Below are 18,389 nucleotides of genomic sequence, written 5' to 3'. Positions count from 1 at the left end.
AAATAAAAAGTATCTAAACAATAAAGCATCTAAATAATGATGAAATATTTTATTTTCATCTTAAAATAAAATCCCTTTACAATATAAACCTGTAAAGGGTTTTTTTTAAATTGAAAGTAATTAAATATCCCAATTTTTTTCAGATAAAGTCATCTTATTATAAATACACTGATGTTCCGCTAATTTTAATGTATGCCACAGTTCACAAAAATCTTTGCCTAATGTTTTTTGAATAAATGATTGATGTTTAAATTGATTAAGTGCATCCAGCTGGTTAAGTGGTAAAAAAATATGATTATCTGGGTATTTTAATAAGTGGGATGGTTTTTTTATTTCTAGGCTATGGTTAAGACCGTAAAGGAGTCCAGTAAGAATGATTGCAACAGTTAAATAAGGATTGCAATCTGCACCTGCGACACGGTATTCAAAACGCTGATTTTGTTGATCAGAACAGGGCAAACGTATGGCGACATTACGGTTATTAATATTCCAGTTTGCTTCAAGCGGCACGTGTTGTCCGATTTGAAAGCGACGGTAGGAATTAATATTTGGTGCAAGAATCGCCATAGATGCTGGCATAAGTTCAATCAACCCCGTTATCGCTTTTAACAACGTTGGAGAGGGTTGATGAAGGTCATGTGAACTAAAATAGTTATTTAAAAGTGAGTTGCATAAACTCACATGAAAGTGCATGCCGCTCCCTGCTTGGTTCAGGTCTGGTTTGGCTAAAAAACTGGCGTGGAGATGATGGTGTTTGGCGACTTGCTTAACGATACGTTTTAGCGACATTACTTGATCACAGATCTTTAAAACATCGGCACTATGTGGAATATTTATTTCATATTGACCTGCGGCTGACTCTGAAACAATCGAAACAATTTGAATGCCTTGCAAATTGGCAATATGTTCTATTTCATCGAGTAGAGCTTGATAATCATCGGGTGCGTTCATATCAAAGCATTGACTGGCAAAAGTATATCCATCAGCTTTTGCATCTGATGGGTATAAATAAAACTCAAGTTCCGCTGAAATGATGGGAAAGTAGTCTTGTTCATTACATTCTGTCAAAAGTTTGCTTAAGATATTACGCGGTTCATAACCACATGCAGTCCCGTCTTGTTCTCGCATCGTCAAATAAACCTGAGCATTTGATTCAGGCTGAATGGGACAAGGCTTTAAACTTCCCAAGATGGGAAGACATAAATAATCAGGTTCACCGATATATTTACCTAGTCCAGTTTCTTCAACGACTTTTCCATCTAAATCCATCGCATAAATTGAAAGTGGGAAGTAACAACCCTTATGAAGTTGTTTTAGTGTATGAATATCAATTCTTTTTCCGCGAATATGTCCATTTAAATCATGTAAAATAATATCAACATGTTGAGTGTTTGGATTTTTTTCTAAATATAGTTGGACTTCATCTTCAAAGTTAAGTTTGTCTGTAGGATTTATTGCTTTAGAAATAAAATTGGATTTAGGTTTAAATGGATTGTTTTTATAAAACATATCATCTGCATGTTGTTTTGAAATATTCAGGCTACTCATCATAAAAACCTAGGCTGGGATCATGTATAAAATCCTAGATGAATCAGATTGGGAAGTAACGTAAAATGTGCGTAACTTTTTTATGCAAATAGCTTTTGGCAAATGAGTGCAATTTTTGATTTAAAATTAACGGTAAATCCTGAGCATATTGATCAATTGGGGCATGTGAACAATGTCAGATATGTCCAGTGGATGCAGGATGTCGCAACAGCACATATCGAGCGATTAGGCTTGGGTCTCAAACAATATTTGGAAATGAATCATGCTATGGTGGCTGTAGAACACCACGTACAGTATCGAAAAGCTGCCTTTGAAGGAGAGGAAATCATATTGCGTACATGGCTTGATGCGATTGATAGTTTGTATTTATCCCGCCAGTACGTGTTTTATCGTCCTAAAGACCAAAGTGTCTTATTCGTTGGGAAAACTAAATGGGCTTGTGTTGAAATCAGTACAGGTCGGCCAAAACGCATGTCACCCACCTTTACCCAAACCTACCAACCTTTAGCTCAGGAGATCAATCCGATCGATTTTACCGTGAATTATGACTAAGCGAACGGATTCATCTGCTTTTGCTTCAATCTTTTCAAAGGGTTTCATCAATACTTAGAGCGCATTTTGTGAGGATTACATGAATAGTTTTAAAAGCAGAATGATCGCACTATATTTTTAATCTGGGGTTGCTTATACTGTGCAGCAATTTAGGACAGTCCTTTTACATCTTGCATACTGTATGAAGTATTGCATTTAGAGATGTACTTTTTTTCAGAGTAATCTATGGCGTCGGCTAAAAAATCCGTTGATATCAAAAATATTCGTAACTTTTCGATCATTGCTCACATCGATCACGGCAAGTCAACTTTGGCTGACCGTTTTATTCAGATGTGTGGTGGTTTACAAGACCGTGAAATGCAGGCTCAGGTCTTGGATTCAATGGAGCTTGAACGCGAACGTGGGATTACCATTAAAGCGGCATCGGTCACATTATATTATACGCATCCAAATGGTCAGGAATATCAACTGAACTTCATTGATACACCAGGGCACGTTGACTTTTCTTATGAAGTTTCTCGCTCACTTGCTGCTTGTGAAGGTGCATTATTGGTCGTCGATGCTGCGCAGGGTGTAGAAGCACAGTCAGTTGCAAACTGTTACACCGCGATTGAGCAGGGATTAGAAGTTCTTCCCATTTTAAACAAAATTGATTTACCACAGGCTGAACCTGAACGCGTCATTCATGAAATTGAAGAAATCATCGGGATTGAAGCGACAGATGCACCCACCTGTTCAGCGAAAACTGGTTTAGGTGTTGAAGGTGTACTCGAACGTTTAGTCGATGTAATCCCGCCTCCAGAAGGTGATCGTGAAGCACCGCTACAAGCCTTGATTATCGACTCATGGTTCGATAACTATTTGGGCGTGGTGTCTTTGGTACGGATCAAGCAAGGACGTATTCGTAAAGGCGATAAAATGCTGGTCAAATCCACAGGTCAGGTCCATCCTGTAACTTCTGTGGGGGTGTTTAATCCGAAACATACCGAAACAGATATCCTTGAAGCGGGTGAAGTTGGTTTCGTGATTGCAGGGATTAAAGATATTTTTGGTGCGCCAGTGGGTGACACTATCACTTTATCTTCAACACCTGAAGTTGCGACTTTACCAGGTTTTAAAAAGGTTAAACCACAGGTGTACGCAGGCTTATTTCCGATTGATTCCAGTGATTTTGAACCATTCCGAGAAGCATTACAAAAACTACAAATTAATGATTCTGCTTTGTTCTTTGAACCTGAAAGTTCAGATGCACTTGGTTTTGGCTTCCGTTGCGGCTTCTTGGGTATGCTGCACATGGAAATCGTACAGGAACGTTTAGAGCGTGAGTATGATCTGGATCTGATTAGCTCTGCACCTACGGTGGTATATGAAGCCGTAACTAAAAAAGGCGATACCATTTACATCGACAGCCCATCTAAAATGCCAGATGGGAGTTTGGTTGAGGATTTGCGTGAACCGATTGCAGAATGTCACATTCTTGTTCCTCAGGAATATCTAGGCAATGTCATGACCTTGTGTATCGAGCGTCGTGGTGTGCAAAAGGATATGAAATTTTTAGGCAATCAGGTTTCTGTGACTTTTGAAATTCCGATGGCAGAAGTGGTGATGGATTTCTTTGATAAATTGAAATCGTGTTCGCGTGGTTTTGCATCCTTGGATTATAACTTTGTGCGTTTTGAAAGTTCATCTCTGGTTAAGGTTGATGTATTAATTAATGGTGAAAAGGTCGATGCCTTGGCCATGATCTGTCACCGTCAGGATGCGCGTCATCGTGGTATTGCACTGGTTGAAAAGATGAAAGATCTGATTCCACGTCAAATGTTTGATGTGGCGATTCAGGCGGCGATCGGTGCGCAGGTGATTGCTCGCTCTACTGTTAAAGCGATGCGTAAAAATGTCTTGGCGAAATGTTATGGTGGTGACGTATCGCGTAAGAAGAAATTACTTGCGAAACAAAAAGAAGGTAAGAAACGCATGAAACAGGTGGGTAGTGTTGAAATCCCGCAAGAAGCGTTCTTAGCTGTATTAAAAGTCGATAGATAAGATGAGGTAAAGCATTGCTTTATCTTGCCGAAAAACGAGCAGCTGAGCTGCGAGTGAGGTTTTGTGGATTTTGATTTTAATTTGATTCTCGTTCCAGTCACGCTGTTATTTTTTATCGTATGGTTACTCGATAAATTGGTGCTTAAACAGCGCGCAACGAAAGGACGTGAAAATGAAAATTTTCTGATCACATGGGCATATGACTTTTGGCCTGTGCTGGCGGTGGTACTCATTTTACGCTCTTTTTTGTACGAGCCATTTAATATCCCTTCGGATTCGATGGTACCAACACTAGAAACAGGTGATTTCATCTTAGTTAACAAATTTGACTATGGTGTGCGTTTGCCGATCATCAATAAGAAAATTATTGATGTTGGAGAGCCTGAACGTGGTGATGTCATTGTATTCCGTTATCCACCGCAACCTACGATTAGTTATATTAAACGTGTGGTCGGTTTACCTGGCGATCATATTGTCTATGATCACGGTGAGTTGACGATTAACGGTCAAAAAGTACCAAAGGTTGCGACTGAATTTCATCGTGAAAAAGATATCTTGGATACACCGACCTCGATTTATCATAAAGAAACCTTGGGAACTCATACCCATCTGATGCGTGAACTTGAAGGGGTGAATATTGCTCGTCAAGCGCCGTTCATCAATTATATAGAAAATGGTAAATATTCGAATCAAGATGGTTTATATTGGGAAGTGACTGTTCCAAAAGGGCATTATTTTGCAATGGGCGATAATCGAGACCAAAGTGCAGATAGCCGTTTTTGGGGATTCGTTCCTGAGGAAAACTTAACAGGTCGAGCTTTTTATATCTGGATGCATAAAGAGCCAGGCTTTAAGATTCCATCGTTCAGTCGAAATGGGAAAATTGACTAAAAACACGATTAGGAATATTACAAATGCGTAAGTCTCAACAAGGCGCTTCGTATTTAGCCATTTTATTTGGGGTAATTTTATTTGCACTGGCAGTCAAGGCTGCCGTTGCAATCTGGCCAGCTTATTGGGATGACCGAGTGATTGATAGTCAAATTGAGGAGCTCATCCAAAAGAGCGCTTCAGATATCACACCTGCCAAATTCGATATGCAAATGGATCAGCGTTTGGACATGAACAATATCCGTGACTTACGCTTCAAGGATATTGCCAAAGTGACCACAAACAATGGTTTAAACGTCAGCAAGAAGTACGAAATAAGAAAACCTTTCTTATTAAATATTGATTTAGTTCTAACATTCGAGAAAAATTTTGATCAAAGGTCAGTCCAAGCTAAGTGATCCTCGATTACCGAGCAGGATTGGTTACCAGTTTCAGCAAGCTGATTTACTTCAGCTTGCTTTAACACACCGATCTGTCAGTCACAAACATAATTATGAGCGTCTGGAGTTTTTAGGCGATTCATTACTTGGCATGATCATTGCCAATTATTTATATCAGACCTATCCGCATGAAAATGAGGGTCGGCTTACCCGTATGCGTGCTACACTGGTACGACAGGAAGCTTTAGGCAAAATTGCAAACGATTTGAAACTTAGTCGGTGTTTAATATTAAGCACAGGTGAATTAAAATCGGGTGGTCATCACCGTGAATCCATATTAGCCGATACGGTTGAGGCGATTATTGGGGCAATTTATGTCGACAGTGGTGATTTAGAGTTATTAAAAAGTATCGTTTTAAAATGGTATACGCCTTATCTGGATCATATCGAGCCAAGTGATCAGCTCAAAGATCCTAAATCGCGTTTACAAGAGTATCTACAAGCACGTAAAAAACCTCTCCCTGTTTACGAGGTTGTAGATATTCAAGGTGATGCACCTCATCAGCATTTTAAAGTGCAATGTTCGGTAGCGGGGCTACCCAATATTGTAGGTGAGGGATCAAGCCGACGTTTTGCCGAACAGGCAGCGGCGGCAGAAATATTAAAGTTATTGGAGCAATAGCCTGCATGTCCATGCATTCTGATCAAGTCAATCCAGATTCAAATGAAAATCCTGAAATTCGTGACAATGAAAATCAGGCTAATCAACTGATTGATCAATTCTTTAGTGACGAAGGTGTCACCATTCCTGCTGACTTTAGAAGCGGTTTTGTTGCAATTGTGGGGCGACCAAATGTAGGTAAATCTACATTGATGAACCATTTATTGGGTCAAAAGCTATCGATTACTTCACGTAAACCACAAACCACACGTCATAAAATTGTGGGAATTGATTCACGTGAAAAGTCACAGGCGGTCTTTGTCGATACGCCGGGTATGCATAAAAAAGAAGTCCGTGCGATTAATAAAATGATGAATCGTGCAGCGCATTCAGCATTACGTGATGTCAATCTGGTTTTATTTGTAGTCGATGCGCAAAAGTGGACTCAAAACGATGAGCTGGTTTTGGAAAAGCTGAAAAATGCAGAAATGCCTGTGATCTTGGTGATCAATAAATTAGATACCTTTGAAAATAAGAATGAAGCTTTGCCATTGATTCGTGAACGTGCAAAACTCATGAACTTTGCTGAAATTGTACCTGTTTCTGCGTTACGCGGTGCAAATTTGGATCATTTACGTGACACGATTGAAAAATATTTACCATTTCAACCGCCGTTGTATTCGATGGATCAAATCACTGATCGTTCTGAGCGTTTTCTGGCCAGTGAGATTATCCGTGAAAAAATCATGCGTCAGTTGGGTGAAGAATTACCTTATGATTTAACGGTACAAATCGAATCCTTTAAAACTGAAGAAGAAACGATCAGCGAAAAAACAGGTCGATTAAAACCTGCTTGTACTTACATTGATGCCACGATTTTTGTGGAACGCGCGGGACAAAAAGCCATTGTGATTGGTGAGAAAGGCGCTAAACTCAAACGTATTGGTATGGAAGCGCGTACAGACATGGAAAAAATGTTTGAACAGAAAATCATGCTCACTCTTTGGGTTAAAGTTAAAGGCGGTTGGTCTGACGACGAACGTGCGCTCAAAAGTTTAGGCTATAGCGATATTTAAAAAAAGAGAATAAGCAATGACAGTCTTGATACGTTGTTTGGGTACTTTAGCTTGTGTAGTGATGCTACAAGGATGTATTACTAAAGTCGTGACTGTTCCAGTCAAAGTTGCTTATGGCACCACTAAAGCTGTTGTAAAAGGTACAGCAGCTGTTGTGGGTGCTGCCATTCCAGATGGCGACGATGAAAAAGATGAGAAAAAAAAGGATGATTAACTTCGCTTATGCGTAATGAAGTCATTCATGGCTATTTAGTTCATCATCGTAAATATCGTGAAAAAAGCCATATCGTGCATTTGTTTACTGAAGAATATGGTCGTATGGATGGTATTCTAAGACAAACGCCACCTCCACAATATCAACCCATTACCTTACAAGCGACAGGTAAAGGCGATTTAAAGAATTTCACTAAACTTGAAATTTTAAATCATCCTGTTTTCTTTCATGGTGATGCATTTTTTGCAGGATTTTATTTGAATGAAATCCTGTTGCGTTTGTGTCCTCTAGAAGAAGCCATGCCGCAAACTTTTATTCAATATCAAAAAACGCTGGCGCAATTACAGCTTTTATCGACACATCCTCAACCTGCTTTATTTTTAAGACAAATTTTACGTCAGTTTGAACATGCGTTATTGCAAGAATTAGGCTATGCAGTCGATTTTTATGTGGATTGTAATCAGCAAGCAATTAGTAAGGTGATGTCTTATCAATTTCAGGCAACTGAGGGTTTTTTGCCTGTTGCGAGTCGCAGTGCTGCAAATCTTTCGGGTGAGTTGATTTGCTGTATGCAAAATTATGTAGAAGGTGCAGAATTTTCTGCCGAACAGTTACAATTATTGGGTAAACTATACCGTCAAATGATGAGTTCTTTGTTAGGTGATCGACCTTTAAAAAGTCGTCAGCTTTGGATACAAAGTACACAATCACATTCTTAAATTTTCTTTCAGGACTTATCTATGGCTGCTTTGCTTGGTGTGAATATTGATCATGTTGCGACCTTAAGACAGGCGCGAGGCACGACTTATCCAGATCCAGTTCAGGCAGCGTTGGTCTGTGAACAGGCGGGTGCAGAGGGCATTACCTTGCATTTGCGTGAAGATCGACGTCATATCCAAGATGATGATGTGCGTCGTATGCGCCCATTATTAAAAACGCATATGAATTTAGAAATGGCTGTGACGGATGAAATGGTAGAGTTTGCCAAAGAAATTCAACCTCATCATGTGTGTTTTGTGCCTGAACGTCGACAGGAAGTCACAACAGAAGGCGGACTGGATGTCGTGGGGCAATTTGAAAAAGTCAAAGCCGCGACTCAAGCCTTAGCTGAAATTGGCTGTGAAGTTTCTTTATTTATCGATGCTGATTTGGCGCAAATTGATGCCGCGATTGCCTGTGGCGCGCCGACCATCGAACTACATACGGGAGCTTATGCTGATGCTGCCAATGATGATGAGCAACAAGCTGAACTTGCCCGAATCATTCAGGGCGCAGAGTATGCTGCAAATAAGGGTTTAATTGTTAATGCTGGACATGGCTTGAATCTTGAAAATGTTGCGCCGATTGCAGCGATTCCACAGATTCATGAGTTGAATATTGGTCATTCCATTATCGCAGAGAGTATTTTTGTTGGTTTGACGCAAGCGGTACAGCAAATGAAAGCCGCAATACAGTCAGCACGATAAGAGTTTTGAACATGTCAAATCCCAACTATGATGAACTCATGCAGCCAGTCATTGCATTCTTAGGCTGCAAAACACCTCAAGCATGGTTAGATGAAGCCATCAATCATCTTGATTTGTTGATGCAAGATCATGCCAATTGCGAAAAAAAGGCAGCAGGCACTGCCATGAATTTGATGTTCCGTTACAGTTTTTTTACCGATTTACAGGTCAAATTGGCACAACTGGTTCGTGAGGAAATGCTGCACTACGAGCAAGTGCTTGAGTTTATGAAAAAACGTGGGCAGGAATGGAAAGCCGTGAGTGCAGGACGTTATGCAGGTGGTTTACGTAAAGAAATCCGAACTTATGAGCCTGAAGCATTGATTGACGTCATGATCGTCGGGGCATTTGTAGAAGCGCGCTCTTGTGAGCGTTTCCATGCACTGGCACCTTTGGTGGATGATGAGCTTGGGCGCTATTATCGTTATTTGTTGAAATCTGAGTCTCGTCACTTTGAAGATTATTTGGCCTTGGCAATGGAAGTCGCGACCACGGCTAAAATGAAAAATCCCGAAGAAGATATTCAGCAGCGTATTGAACATATTCGTGAAGTGGAGAAAAATCTAATCTTGACGCCTGATGATGTCTTTAGGTTTCATAGTGGAGTGCCCGCTAAAGTGGCTACACCAGCCTCCTAATCTTTAAAATGTTAAAAACACAAAAGCCAGTTTGAAAACTGGCTTTTACACTTTCTTTAACAATCATTAACTCACTATTTTCTTTTGAATATCATGATGAACTAAACTTCCCCATACCAGACCTGCAATAAAGCAAATACTAAAATAAACCGCAAAGGCAGTAATCGGTAAGTTTGGTTGATTCAGGAAGAAATAGCGATAAAGCAACATTAAAATCGTAAAACCACAGCCCCAGAATATTCCACCGTAGAGCAAAATAAATCTGAATTTGTCATTCATCATAATGGTCTTAAGCTATGCCTGTGATAAATGCCCTATATGATATATTAAAATATTCTCAAATAGTGAAATTTATTACAATTTTGTGAATAAAAGAATGTTGCTTAAAAACACAGCATTTTTGAAACAAAAATTCGGTTACACTAGGTTTTCTGATCGAAGTGAGCCTGTTATGCCGAACATACCATCTAAACTTAAGCAGGAAAAAATATTAACTCCTGAATTAAAAAAATGGTTGTATGCATCAGGCTCTTTGACCCAACAATTAACAGATTTAGCGTCTGGTCAGTTTCGGGTTGAACCCACCAAAGAACATTTTCAGCGTTTAAGTTTTATTGATAGTCAATGGATGAACATGCCACATGCTCATACTGCATGGGTACGTGAAAGTTTACTTTATGGTTGTGAAGCAGAGCCATGGGTGAAAGCGAAAAGTATTTTCCCAATTTTAAGCTTACAAAAAAAAGCCAGAATTTTTCAGCATATCGGTACAAAGCCTATAGGAAAGTTTTTATTCCAGCGTACAAATCCAGCTTGTGAACGCCGAGTGATATATTTAGAAGATGGCTGGACTCGACAAAGTTGTTATGTCTGGCATGGCTGTAAATTTATTGTCCAAGAAACATTTCTCACCACATTTGAAAACTTTATCAAGAAACAAAACGAGCAGGGGTAAGTCATGGCAGCAGTACAATCCATCACTTGGCGACAACGGTTAGAAGCCTATTATTATTTATGTCGTTTTGATAAGCCGATTGGAACCGAATTGGTTTTCTGGCCAATGATGTGGGCACTTTGGATTGCTGCTGAAGGAATTCCTCCATTACATATTTTATTACCATTTATGTTCGGCACCATTTTTATGCGTGCTGCTGGATGTGCCATTAATGACTTCGCAGACCGTGAAGTGGATGGTCATGTAGAGCGAACCAAGACCAGACCACTTGCGACAGGAATTATCCAACCTAAAGAAGCCATTGCTGTGTTTTTAGTTTTAGTCGCAGCCAGTGCCTGTATGTTGTTTTTCTTACCTATTGAGACATTTTACTGCGCTTTTGGCGCATTAGGACTCGCTTTTATTTACCCATTTATGAAGCGTTATACCCATTTACCGCAAGTGGTTTTAGGTATGGCATTTTCATGGGGTATCCCGATGGCATTTACCGCGATGGGTAAGCCGCTAGATTGGACATGCTGGTTACTATATTTTGGAAATTTATGTTGGACAGTGGCTTTTGATACTCAATATGCCATTACCGATCGTGAATATGATTTAAAAATCGGCGTAAAGTCCACAGCAATTTTGTTTGGTCGCTATGATATTGAAATTATTTCCTTATTGCAGTTTTTAAGTATTGTATTGATTGGTGCTTCTTTTTACCTTGCAGATATTCTATTTCCGTGGGGACTTGTCGCTTTGTTATTGGTTGCCGCAGACTATTTCTATCAATGGTCAAAAACCAGAACTCGCGATCCTCAAATGTGTTTTTGGGCATTTCGGCATAACCGTTGGGTGGGGGTTATCCTATTTTTAGGAATTTTTATGGCTTATTCATTTTAAAAAATTGACCATCTAGTAAAAGAGTGTTCTATGCAGAGCACTTTTTTTGTGCATAAATAAAGATGCATGTAAGACCATGCAGATTAAATACTCAAAAACATAAAAAGGATATTTTATGAAACGGTCAAAAATTGCTTTAGCACTAGCATTTTCAACAACAACTTTATTGCTAAGCGCATGTAATGACAGTAATGATGATTATTTTGGAGTAAATCCAGACCAAACCTATATCTCAGAAAAGACTTATAATAAGGACCAAGTTTCAAGCGCCGCATCTGTTAAAGTGATGACCTATAATATGGTCAATGTCCAAGGTAAAACAGCCAAAGCGACTGCTATGGTAATGTTTCCAAAGGCTACTCAGCCAAAAGATGGTTATCGTGTTGTGGTTTGGGAGCATGGAACAGTTGGTGTTGGAGATAGTTGTGCGCCAAGTAATAATAAAATCAATCCACGCTTTAGAATATTGGCTGAAAGCCTATTAGCAGCAGGTTATGTGGTGATTGCTCCAGACTATGAAGGTTTGGGCACATCAGGTATTCATCCGTATCTTAATTTGGGCAGTGAGGCGAAATCGGCACTTGCCGCAGTAAAAGCTGCAAAAGATCACTATGGAGTTCAGCTTAATGGCGCTTGGATGTCAGTGGGGCAATCGCAAGGTGGACAGGCATCGCTAGGGACTGCTGAATATGCAAATGCTGATGCAACCTATCAAGGTGCTGTTGCGGGCGCACCAGCATCAAGTTTGGGTAAAATTATTTTAGAGGTTGCACCAGCGGCATTGGCAGCAATTGAACAAAAAGAAATAACTGCGAACGTGCCATTAGCCAATCGTGTGTCTGTCGATTCTTACGCGACATTACTGGCTTATGCTGCGCTGACTGGTGTGGGAATCAAAGCATATGAAACGCGATTTAATTATCAGGATATTTTTCAAGAGCGAGCAAAACCACTGGCTGCATTTGCAGAAGGCACTACTGGAGAAAATGGACTTTGTTTAGACAGCGATGATACCAACTTAAGTTTGATTGATAAATTTAAAACCGACATTATCAAATTTATGACCGATAACCCAGATAAGAAAGTTATGGATTATCCTGGTCTGGATACCAATAACTTTAAAACCAATCAAACGGTACAAAACTTTTTAGCTGCGAATCAACCAGGGACTAAACGTATAGATAAACCAGTTTATATTGTTCAAGGTACAGCTGATACCAACGTTCCTTACCCTGTGACAGAAGCCTTGGTTGCGAATTTAAAAGGTTTGGGTTCAACGAGTATTCTACTTGATCCAGTCCTGAATGCGTCACATACACAGGCTATCGTTTGTCGAAATCTACAAGTCTATAATTTTATCCAATTGAAAATGCCAGCCAAAACCAATATCACGGTTGATCCGTCCACTATAGATGCCAGCAAAAATCCACAATGTACTGGAATAGGCTTATAAGGACTCATATTTAAGTTTTAAATCAAAATTGCGAAAAAAAGAGTAACTGATGATCTCAGTTACTCTTTTGATTTTTCGGGCTGATAAAGGCTTAGACTTGTTTCAGCGATAACATGTAATTCTCTGCTTTTTCAGCATCATATTGTTTTTGCCATTTACTGATGACCAATGCAGCTAAAGCATTCCCCACAACATTCAGTGCAGTCCGTGCCATATCCAAGATACGATCTACACCTGCAATAAATGCCAGACCTTCAAGTGGAATACCAACCACACCTAAAGTCGCAAGCAATACGACAAACGAAGCACCTGGTACGCCAGCAACACCTTTGGACGTGACCATGAGCGTTAACACCAAAATAAGCTGTTGAGTAATCGTTAAATCGATTCCATAGAGTTGGGCGATAAAGATTGCAGCAATACTTTGATAAAGTGTCGAACCATCCAGATTAAATGAATAACCTGTTGGAATCACAAAACTTGCAATCGCACGAGGAGCGCCGTAGGCTTCGGTTTTTTGAATAATACGAGGTAATACTGTTTCAGAGCTTGCCGTTGAAAATGCCAAGATCAGTTCGTCTTTAAGCAGTTTAATGATATTAAAAATATTTAAACCACAAAATTTTGCAACTGATCCAAGAACAACAAAGGCAAAGAACAAAATAGCGGTATAAACCAGTACCACCAATTTAAACAAAGGCACAAGCGATGAAAAACCGAATGTTGCAACAGTGGCGGCAATCAAGGCAAACACACCAATTGGAGCATATAGCATCACCATATGTGTAACTTTAAACATGGTTTCTGCAATCGCATTAAATACATTGAGCAAAGGTTGTTTGGTTTCGTGGGGCAAACTTGCCAAGCCAACACCAAAAATCACCGAAAAGAAAATAATCGGTAACATCTGGGCTTTAGCCATCGAGTCAATAATATTGGTCGGAATAAGACCTAAAATTGTTTGTAGGAAACCATGCGCATGCGATTGATATTCATGTGTAGTAGCTTCAAACTTGGTGATGTCGACTTTGTGCAGCATAGACATGTCCACACCTGCACCTGGCTGAAAAATATTGGCAGCAAGAAGTCCAACAATAATCGCAACCGTGGTAATGACTTCAAAATAAATAATAGTTTTTAAACCAATACTGCCAAGCTTTTTGGTATCACCAATTCCTGCAATGCCTAAAATTAAAGTTGAAATAACAATAGGCACGACAATCATTTTGATTAGGCTAATAAAAATTTGGCCTGCGGGTTTTAGAATATTCGTAACGATATAGTCTTGATATTCAGGCTGATTGTGCAGAATGCTACCAACAATAATACCTAAAATAAGTGCAATCAGAATTTGCCATGCAATGCTAATTCGTTTTTGTTTCATATCAATCTCAATATTTTACAAAGACTCCGATCGTGATGACATTGAAAACATAAGAAATTGTTAAAGATGGCATAAGTCGTTTTAACTGGTGGTAGGAGGAATCACGCTACAATAAAACGTTCAGTTATCATGCTAACTTTCAATTTCTTTACTTTTCATCTGATCATTTCGATGAATCTAAAATTTGCCCTTAACTCACCAAGGAAAATGATGGATCTCGTCCTTACAGGACTGGAAAGTAAATTCCGATCTCAAAAAATTATCTTTGGATCATTATTAAATGTGACTAAGGAAGATGCAGTATTTAAATACTAAAATCTAAAATTAAGTATCACTAAATAATTTTGTTGCAATGAATATGCCAAATTAATTAAATTGGAACTAAAAAATTAATAAGTCTGAATTATATTTAAATAAGGTTGGTTTTTGAAATAAATAAATTTGTCTGATGAGTTTCTCATAAAATAAATCCTTTTATATGAAAATTGGTCGTCATTTGATGGTGCATTTTAATAAAAATTGCACTAATAAAAAGCATATTACTCAAGAAAACTAAAATATCAATGCTTTTATAATTATAAATTTACTTTTATATCAACTATTTGTTGAAAATTAATCTAAATCTGAAGTTTGATAACGTTGTAAACCGAAATTATTTTATTTTGATATTTAAGTGTTATATTTGGATGTGGTTTTCCTATTATTAATCATAATAATTAAATATATTGAATATGTAAATTCGTATTTTTATAATATTGTGATATTAAAAACGTATGAGTTTTAGATTTTCTTTTATTAATCTTTTCTTACTAATGCTAGGCATGTTTTGCAATTGAAAAAAACATTCACCTTTAGAGCTTGAGCGAAAGAATAAAAAATATTTGGCGGGTGATATTGAATGCATTAGAAATTAAGATAAGCCTAGATCTGGTAAAAATAGGTGATTTTTCTATTAAAAAATGGATTTACTTCACTTAAGTTTTCTAAGCCTGATTTGTTGACAAAAAAAAGCCCACCGAAGTGAGCTAAAGGGCTAAACCTATAGACCTCTTTCATCATTGTTTAAACCCGCTTTATTTGTCTCCCGTAGGAGAAATAAAAGCGACTTAAGAAAGGAGTCTTATATAACGCTGAGAAATATATCATATTTATTATATGTATCTATAATACTTTGGATTAGATCAAATAGGTTTAATCTTTAGTCGTAGGCGTAGCAAAATTATGAACGGCACAGTCATCGTGCATTCAACAGTCGAAGTTTTAGAAAAAACAGTATAGTTTTTAAATTTTTCGATTTATCTGATGCGTTAATCTGTTTATTGCTCAAGCTGAAGATGTTGTAAGGCAAAATTAACTTGTTGTAATTGTTGATTCAATTGCTGAGGAGGAATGCGGGTTTCCTGTAAATGGGTAATCCATTGCATTTGACAAATTTTAAGCTGCTTAACATTGCTTGCATTTTTAATTTGTTCTAAAAGTTGTCTTGCCAGTAAACCACAATAGCGGGATAAGGTTTCTGCCATTAAAGTTTTGATTTCGTCAAAGGCCATTATTGCCATTGGGGTAATTTCAACTTGTTGGTGCTGAATCAAGTCATCCGAAACTCGATATTCTTGACTAGGACGAGTTGGATGATTGATAGCGTCTTGAATATTGGCGACTTCATTCTGGCGAGATACTGTGCTACTGCTGGATGGTGGAATTTCAGTGTCTGGTTTAGGCGTGGTGATAGAGCTCGAAAACGTTTGAGCTTGGATGAGTCCCATTGCTTCAAGTTGCTCTAGCAATTCAGGAGATGCAATTTTTTGCCTGAACTGATCACTTAACTTATTAAAGTCTTCAGTGCCGATTAATAGTAATAAGCGTCGTTGTCTTACATTCAGATTAAATTGACGGTTTTCAAGCGCAGTATGACCTTGCGCAGTTTTATAATAATGAGACATCCCCAATTTATCCCTTGTTATAAATTGGTGATACCATAAAACGAGAAAATTACATTAATATGAAATAACTTATAAATCAAAAAATTAGTTTCAAACGAGAGTGTTCTCTAGCGCTTTTTTGAGATAAGGATCAAGATCATCTTGACGAAGTAACCAATTGATATAGTCATGGGGGAGGTCTTGGATCAAGCTACCTTTATGTTTGCCGAAATTAATTTTAGTGGGAATACGTGCTTGTTCTGATGCCAGATAAAGATCATCAATATTGTGAATATTCAAATGATGCACAATATGCATCAGGATATTCGCAGTTAAAATGATATCCGCGTCGGCACGATGTGCACCTTTTAGTAGTTCTCGTGCTTTATCGCTGCCTTTAGAAATCAGATAAATTAAAGCAGAAATATTATGCGCATCTGCCTGTGGCCAGACTTTTCGTGCCAGTGCTAAGGTACAAATCGCTTTAATATCTTGTGTTTCTACACCGCAGCGCGCGATGGCAGCCATATCATAATCAACATTATGCCCAATAATATAAGTGGTATCAGCAGGCAACTCAAAAGAGCTATATAAAGGTTGATCGACGAGATCGGACTCTAAAATATGATGTACCGCCATAGCCGCATAGGAGATTGGTTGATTGACTTGATATAGCTGATCAAATAGCTGACTTTTATCCAGACTGAGTTTTCCTGCATGAACTTCTACAGGTGCGTAAGCAATTTCAATCGGTAAACCATTGAGGGTATGGGTTTCGGTGTCCAGAATAATGGCAGTCATTAAATGAATAATCTCGATGCGACAGCAAAAGTTAAATGTAGCATCTCTGATAAATCGTGAAAAGATTCAACTGTATTCATGAATGTTATGTTTCACTTTGTATAACTGTCTTGTTTATACGGTTAAACAAGGCATAATTTATAAATTGCATTACTGTGCAAAACAACAAGAATGTTGAATACCTTCAAAAGGATAAGAAAAAATGAAAAAGACGTTGCTCGCAGTCTCTACGCTCAGTTTAACTCTATTTTTATCAGCCTGTAATGATGACAATGACTGGGATGATTTTTTTAAACCACCCTCAGATATTCCTGAAAATAATATTCAAAACCCTGTTGTTCGCACGGATAGCTATGGTCTAACTGATATGAGCGCTATTGCTGGTGAAAGTCTGGTAATGACTTATAAGATGTTGGGGATTAATAATAAAGAAGTGCAGGCGACAGCGCTAGTTTTCACGCCTAAAGGAGCGGCACCCGTTGGAGGTTGGCCAATTGTTGCGTGGGCGCATGGCACAACAGGCGTTGCGGATAAATGCGCACCAAGCCGCACGGCAATGAATGATTATATTAAAGGGATGATTGCTGCACTACTTGCCAAAGGCTATGTGGTGGTAGCACCTGACTATGAAGGTTTGGGAGAGCCAAGCGGACAGGAATTGCATCCATTTTTAAATGTAAAAAGTGAAGCATTTTCTATAACCGATGCGGTCGTTGCTGCACGAAATTATTTGGGCAGTAAAGTAAATAATAAATGGGCGACCGTTGGGCATTCACAAGGTGGACAAGCAGCTTTAGGCGCTGCTCAATATGCATCACGGGCCAAGCTCGATTATAAGGGAACCGTTGCTGTTGCACCTGCATCTAACCTTGATTTGATTTTGACTTTGGGCGAAGCCTCAGTTGCAAATCAACCTGTAACTACACAGATTCCTGTATATGCAAGTTTGGATACCTTTACTGCACTGATTACCGCAGGATTGCGTAATCCAAATCCAGATTTTAAATATACTCAGGTTTTTAAAGATCCAACTGCGCAGATTGCCCAAACCTACGCAGAAACAGAATGTTCAGGTGATATTGGTAATGCCTTTGCTGGCAGTATGGGTTTATATGCTCAATCTACTGGAAGTTTGAATGGTTATGGGCGTACTCAGGATAATTTCCTGAATATTCCAGTGGTGAAAAACTTTACTTCTAAAGATGGTCAGCCTTTAACGGTTAAAGTGACGTCGCCAATTACCATTTATCAGGGCAGTAATGACACTACTGTACCGCGAATTGCGACCAATACACTGGTCGGTTCAGCCCAGCAAAAGGGTACAGCTATTCAATACATTACCGATGATGGTAATGCAGTGAAATGGGATCACGGGACTGCTTATGTGTTAAATATTCCAAATATTGTGCAAGATGTTGGAACGATGCTTTCCAAATAAATCATGATGGTTCTGCCGTATGGCTCATGTATATCACATGAGC

The 18,389-nt window shown here is 38.7% G+C and carries 19 protein-coding genes; 14 read left to right on the top strand and 5 right to left on the bottom strand.

The annotated features are described in order from the left end of the window. Positions 1 to 120: 120 nt before the first annotated feature. Complete coding sequence (locus EGS47_RS17880) at positions 121 to 1,548, bottom strand: glutamine synthetase family protein (RefSeq protein ID WP_035272038.1); 1,428 nt, start codon at positions 1,546 to 1,548, stop codon at positions 121 to 123. 102 nt (positions 1,549 to 1,650) lie between these two features. Between EGS47_RS17880 and EGS47_RS17875 the strand changes: the two genes are divergently transcribed. The 10 genes from EGS47_RS17875 (at position 1,651) to EGS47_RS17830 (ending at position 9,508) form a co-directional block, all read left to right on the top strand. Beyond that, entirely contained in the window at positions 1,651 to 2,100 is a 450-nt protein-coding gene (locus EGS47_RS17875) for an acyl-CoA thioesterase (protein WP_005003683.1), read from the top strand. A gap of 225 nt (positions 2,101 to 2,325) precedes the next feature. After that, complete coding sequence (gene lepA / locus EGS47_RS17870) at positions 2,326 to 4,143, top strand: translation elongation factor 4 (protein WP_004989846.1); 1,818 nt, start codon at positions 2,326 to 2,328, stop codon at positions 4,141 to 4,143. Between the two features lie 63 nt (positions 4,144 to 4,206). Then, positions 4,207 to 5,034: a signal peptidase I gene (gene lepB / locus EGS47_RS17865; protein WP_004989844.1), complete on the top strand. Its 828-nt coding sequence runs from the start codon at positions 4,207 to 4,209 to the stop codon at positions 5,032 to 5,034. A 23-nt stretch (positions 5,035 to 5,057) separates the two neighbouring features. Continuing rightward, entirely contained in the window at positions 5,058 to 5,432 is a 375-nt protein-coding gene (locus EGS47_RS17860; RefSeq protein ID WP_119686404.1) for a DUF4845 domain-containing protein, read from the top strand. Further along, on the top strand, positions 5,404 to 6,096 hold the full coding sequence (rnc, locus tag EGS47_RS17855) for a ribonuclease III (protein ID WP_004989842.1): 693 nt from the start codon (positions 5,404 to 5,406) through the stop codon (positions 6,094 to 6,096). Before EGS47_RS17860 ends, rnc begins: the two co-directional genes overlap by 29 nt. Positions 6,097 to 6,107: 11 nt before the next feature. Then, a complete protein-coding gene (gene era, locus EGS47_RS17850; protein ID WP_119686463.1) occupies positions 6,108 to 7,151 on the top strand; it encodes a GTPase Era in 1,044 nt (347 codons plus the stop codon). 16 nt (positions 7,152 to 7,167) lie between these two features. Next, positions 7,168 to 7,365 (top strand): NF038104 family lipoprotein, encoded by a 198-nt coding sequence (locus EGS47_RS17845; protein WP_119686403.1) that lies wholly within the window; start codon positions 7,168 to 7,170, stop codon positions 7,363 to 7,365. An 8-nt stretch (positions 7,366 to 7,373) separates the two neighbouring features. Further along, positions 7,374 to 8,084, top strand: a complete 711-nt coding sequence (gene recO / locus EGS47_RS17840; protein ID WP_119686402.1) for a DNA repair protein RecO — start codon at positions 7,374 to 7,376, stop codon at positions 8,082 to 8,084. A gap of 21 nt (positions 8,085 to 8,105) precedes the next feature. Continuing rightward, the gene (pdxJ, locus tag EGS47_RS17835) at positions 8,106 to 8,831 is read left to right on the top strand and encodes a pyridoxine 5'-phosphate synthase (protein WP_005003694.1); all 726 of its coding nucleotides are present in this window, start codon (positions 8,106 to 8,108) and stop codon (positions 8,829 to 8,831) included. Positions 8,832 to 8,842: 11 nt separating this feature from the next. Next, positions 8,843 to 9,508, top strand: coding sequence for a tRNA-(ms[2]io[6]A)-hydroxylase (locus EGS47_RS17830; protein WP_119686401.1), 666 nt, complete (start codon positions 8,843 to 8,845; stop codon positions 9,506 to 9,508). 66 nt (positions 9,509 to 9,574) lie between these two features. On the opposite strand, the gene EGS47_RS17825 is transcribed toward EGS47_RS17830, so the two are convergent. After that, a complete protein-coding gene (locus EGS47_RS17825; RefSeq protein ID WP_004998453.1) occupies positions 9,575 to 9,790 on the bottom strand; it encodes a hypothetical protein in 216 nt (71 codons plus the stop codon). 169 nt (positions 9,791 to 9,959) lie between these two features. Between EGS47_RS17825 and EGS47_RS17820 the strand changes: the two genes are divergently transcribed. The 3 genes from EGS47_RS17820 to EGS47_RS17810 all read left to right on the top strand — a co-directional run bounded on the left by EGS47_RS17820 (position 9,960) and on the right by EGS47_RS17810 (position 12,801). Beyond that, positions 9,960 to 10,463 carry a chorismate--pyruvate lyase family protein gene (locus tag EGS47_RS17820; protein ID WP_044437178.1) on the top strand — a complete coding sequence of 168 codons (504 nt, stop codon included), beginning with the start codon at positions 9,960 to 9,962 and terminating at the stop codon, positions 10,461 to 10,463. A gap of 3 nt (positions 10,464 to 10,466) precedes the next feature. Further along, positions 10,467 to 11,348 (top strand): 4-hydroxybenzoate octaprenyltransferase, encoded by an 882-nt coding sequence (gene ubiA / locus EGS47_RS17815; protein WP_119686400.1) that lies wholly within the window; start codon positions 10,467 to 10,469, stop codon positions 11,346 to 11,348. Between the two features lie 115 nt (positions 11,349 to 11,463). Continuing rightward, positions 11,464 to 12,801 (top strand): alpha/beta hydrolase, encoded by a 1,338-nt coding sequence (locus EGS47_RS17810; protein ID WP_119686399.1) that lies wholly within the window; start codon positions 11,464 to 11,466, stop codon positions 12,799 to 12,801. A gap of 91 nt (positions 12,802 to 12,892) precedes the next feature. Here the strand turns inward: EGS47_RS17810 and gltP are convergent, their stop codons facing one another. From gltP to EGS47_RS17795, 3 genes are all read right to left on the bottom strand, one after another. Beyond that, the gene (gltP, locus tag EGS47_RS17805; RefSeq protein ID WP_004989816.1) at positions 12,893 to 14,185 is read right to left on the bottom strand and encodes a glutamate/aspartate:proton symporter GltP; all 1,293 of its coding nucleotides are present in this window, start codon (positions 14,183 to 14,185) and stop codon (positions 12,893 to 12,895) included. 1,316 nt (positions 14,186 to 15,501) lie between these two features. Continuing rightward, on the bottom strand, positions 15,502 to 16,128 hold the full coding sequence (locus EGS47_RS17800) for a hypothetical protein (RefSeq protein WP_005003699.1): 627 nt from the start codon (positions 16,126 to 16,128) through the stop codon (positions 15,502 to 15,504). A gap of 90 nt (positions 16,129 to 16,218) precedes the next feature. After that, positions 16,219 to 16,908: a putative quorum-sensing-regulated virulence factor gene (locus tag EGS47_RS17795; RefSeq protein WP_005003702.1), complete on the bottom strand. Its 690-nt coding sequence runs from the start codon at positions 16,906 to 16,908 to the stop codon at positions 16,219 to 16,221. Positions 16,909 to 17,110: 202 nt separating this feature from the next. On the opposite strand from EGS47_RS17795, the gene EGS47_RS17790 reads away from it, so the two are divergent. Then, positions 17,111 to 18,346, top strand: a complete 1,236-nt coding sequence (locus tag EGS47_RS17790) for an alpha/beta hydrolase (RefSeq protein WP_119686398.1) — start codon at positions 17,111 to 17,113, stop codon at positions 18,344 to 18,346. Positions 18,347 to 18,389: the final 43 nt, after the last annotated feature.

It is taken from the genome of Acinetobacter sp. FDAARGOS_515 (genome assembly GCF_003938865.1).
GTDB lineage: Bacteria > Pseudomonadota > Gammaproteobacteria > Pseudomonadales > Moraxellaceae > Acinetobacter > Acinetobacter ursingii.
The sequence above is the reverse complement of the archived record's forward strand: the minus strand, read 5'-3'. Positions and strand labels throughout refer to the sequence as shown.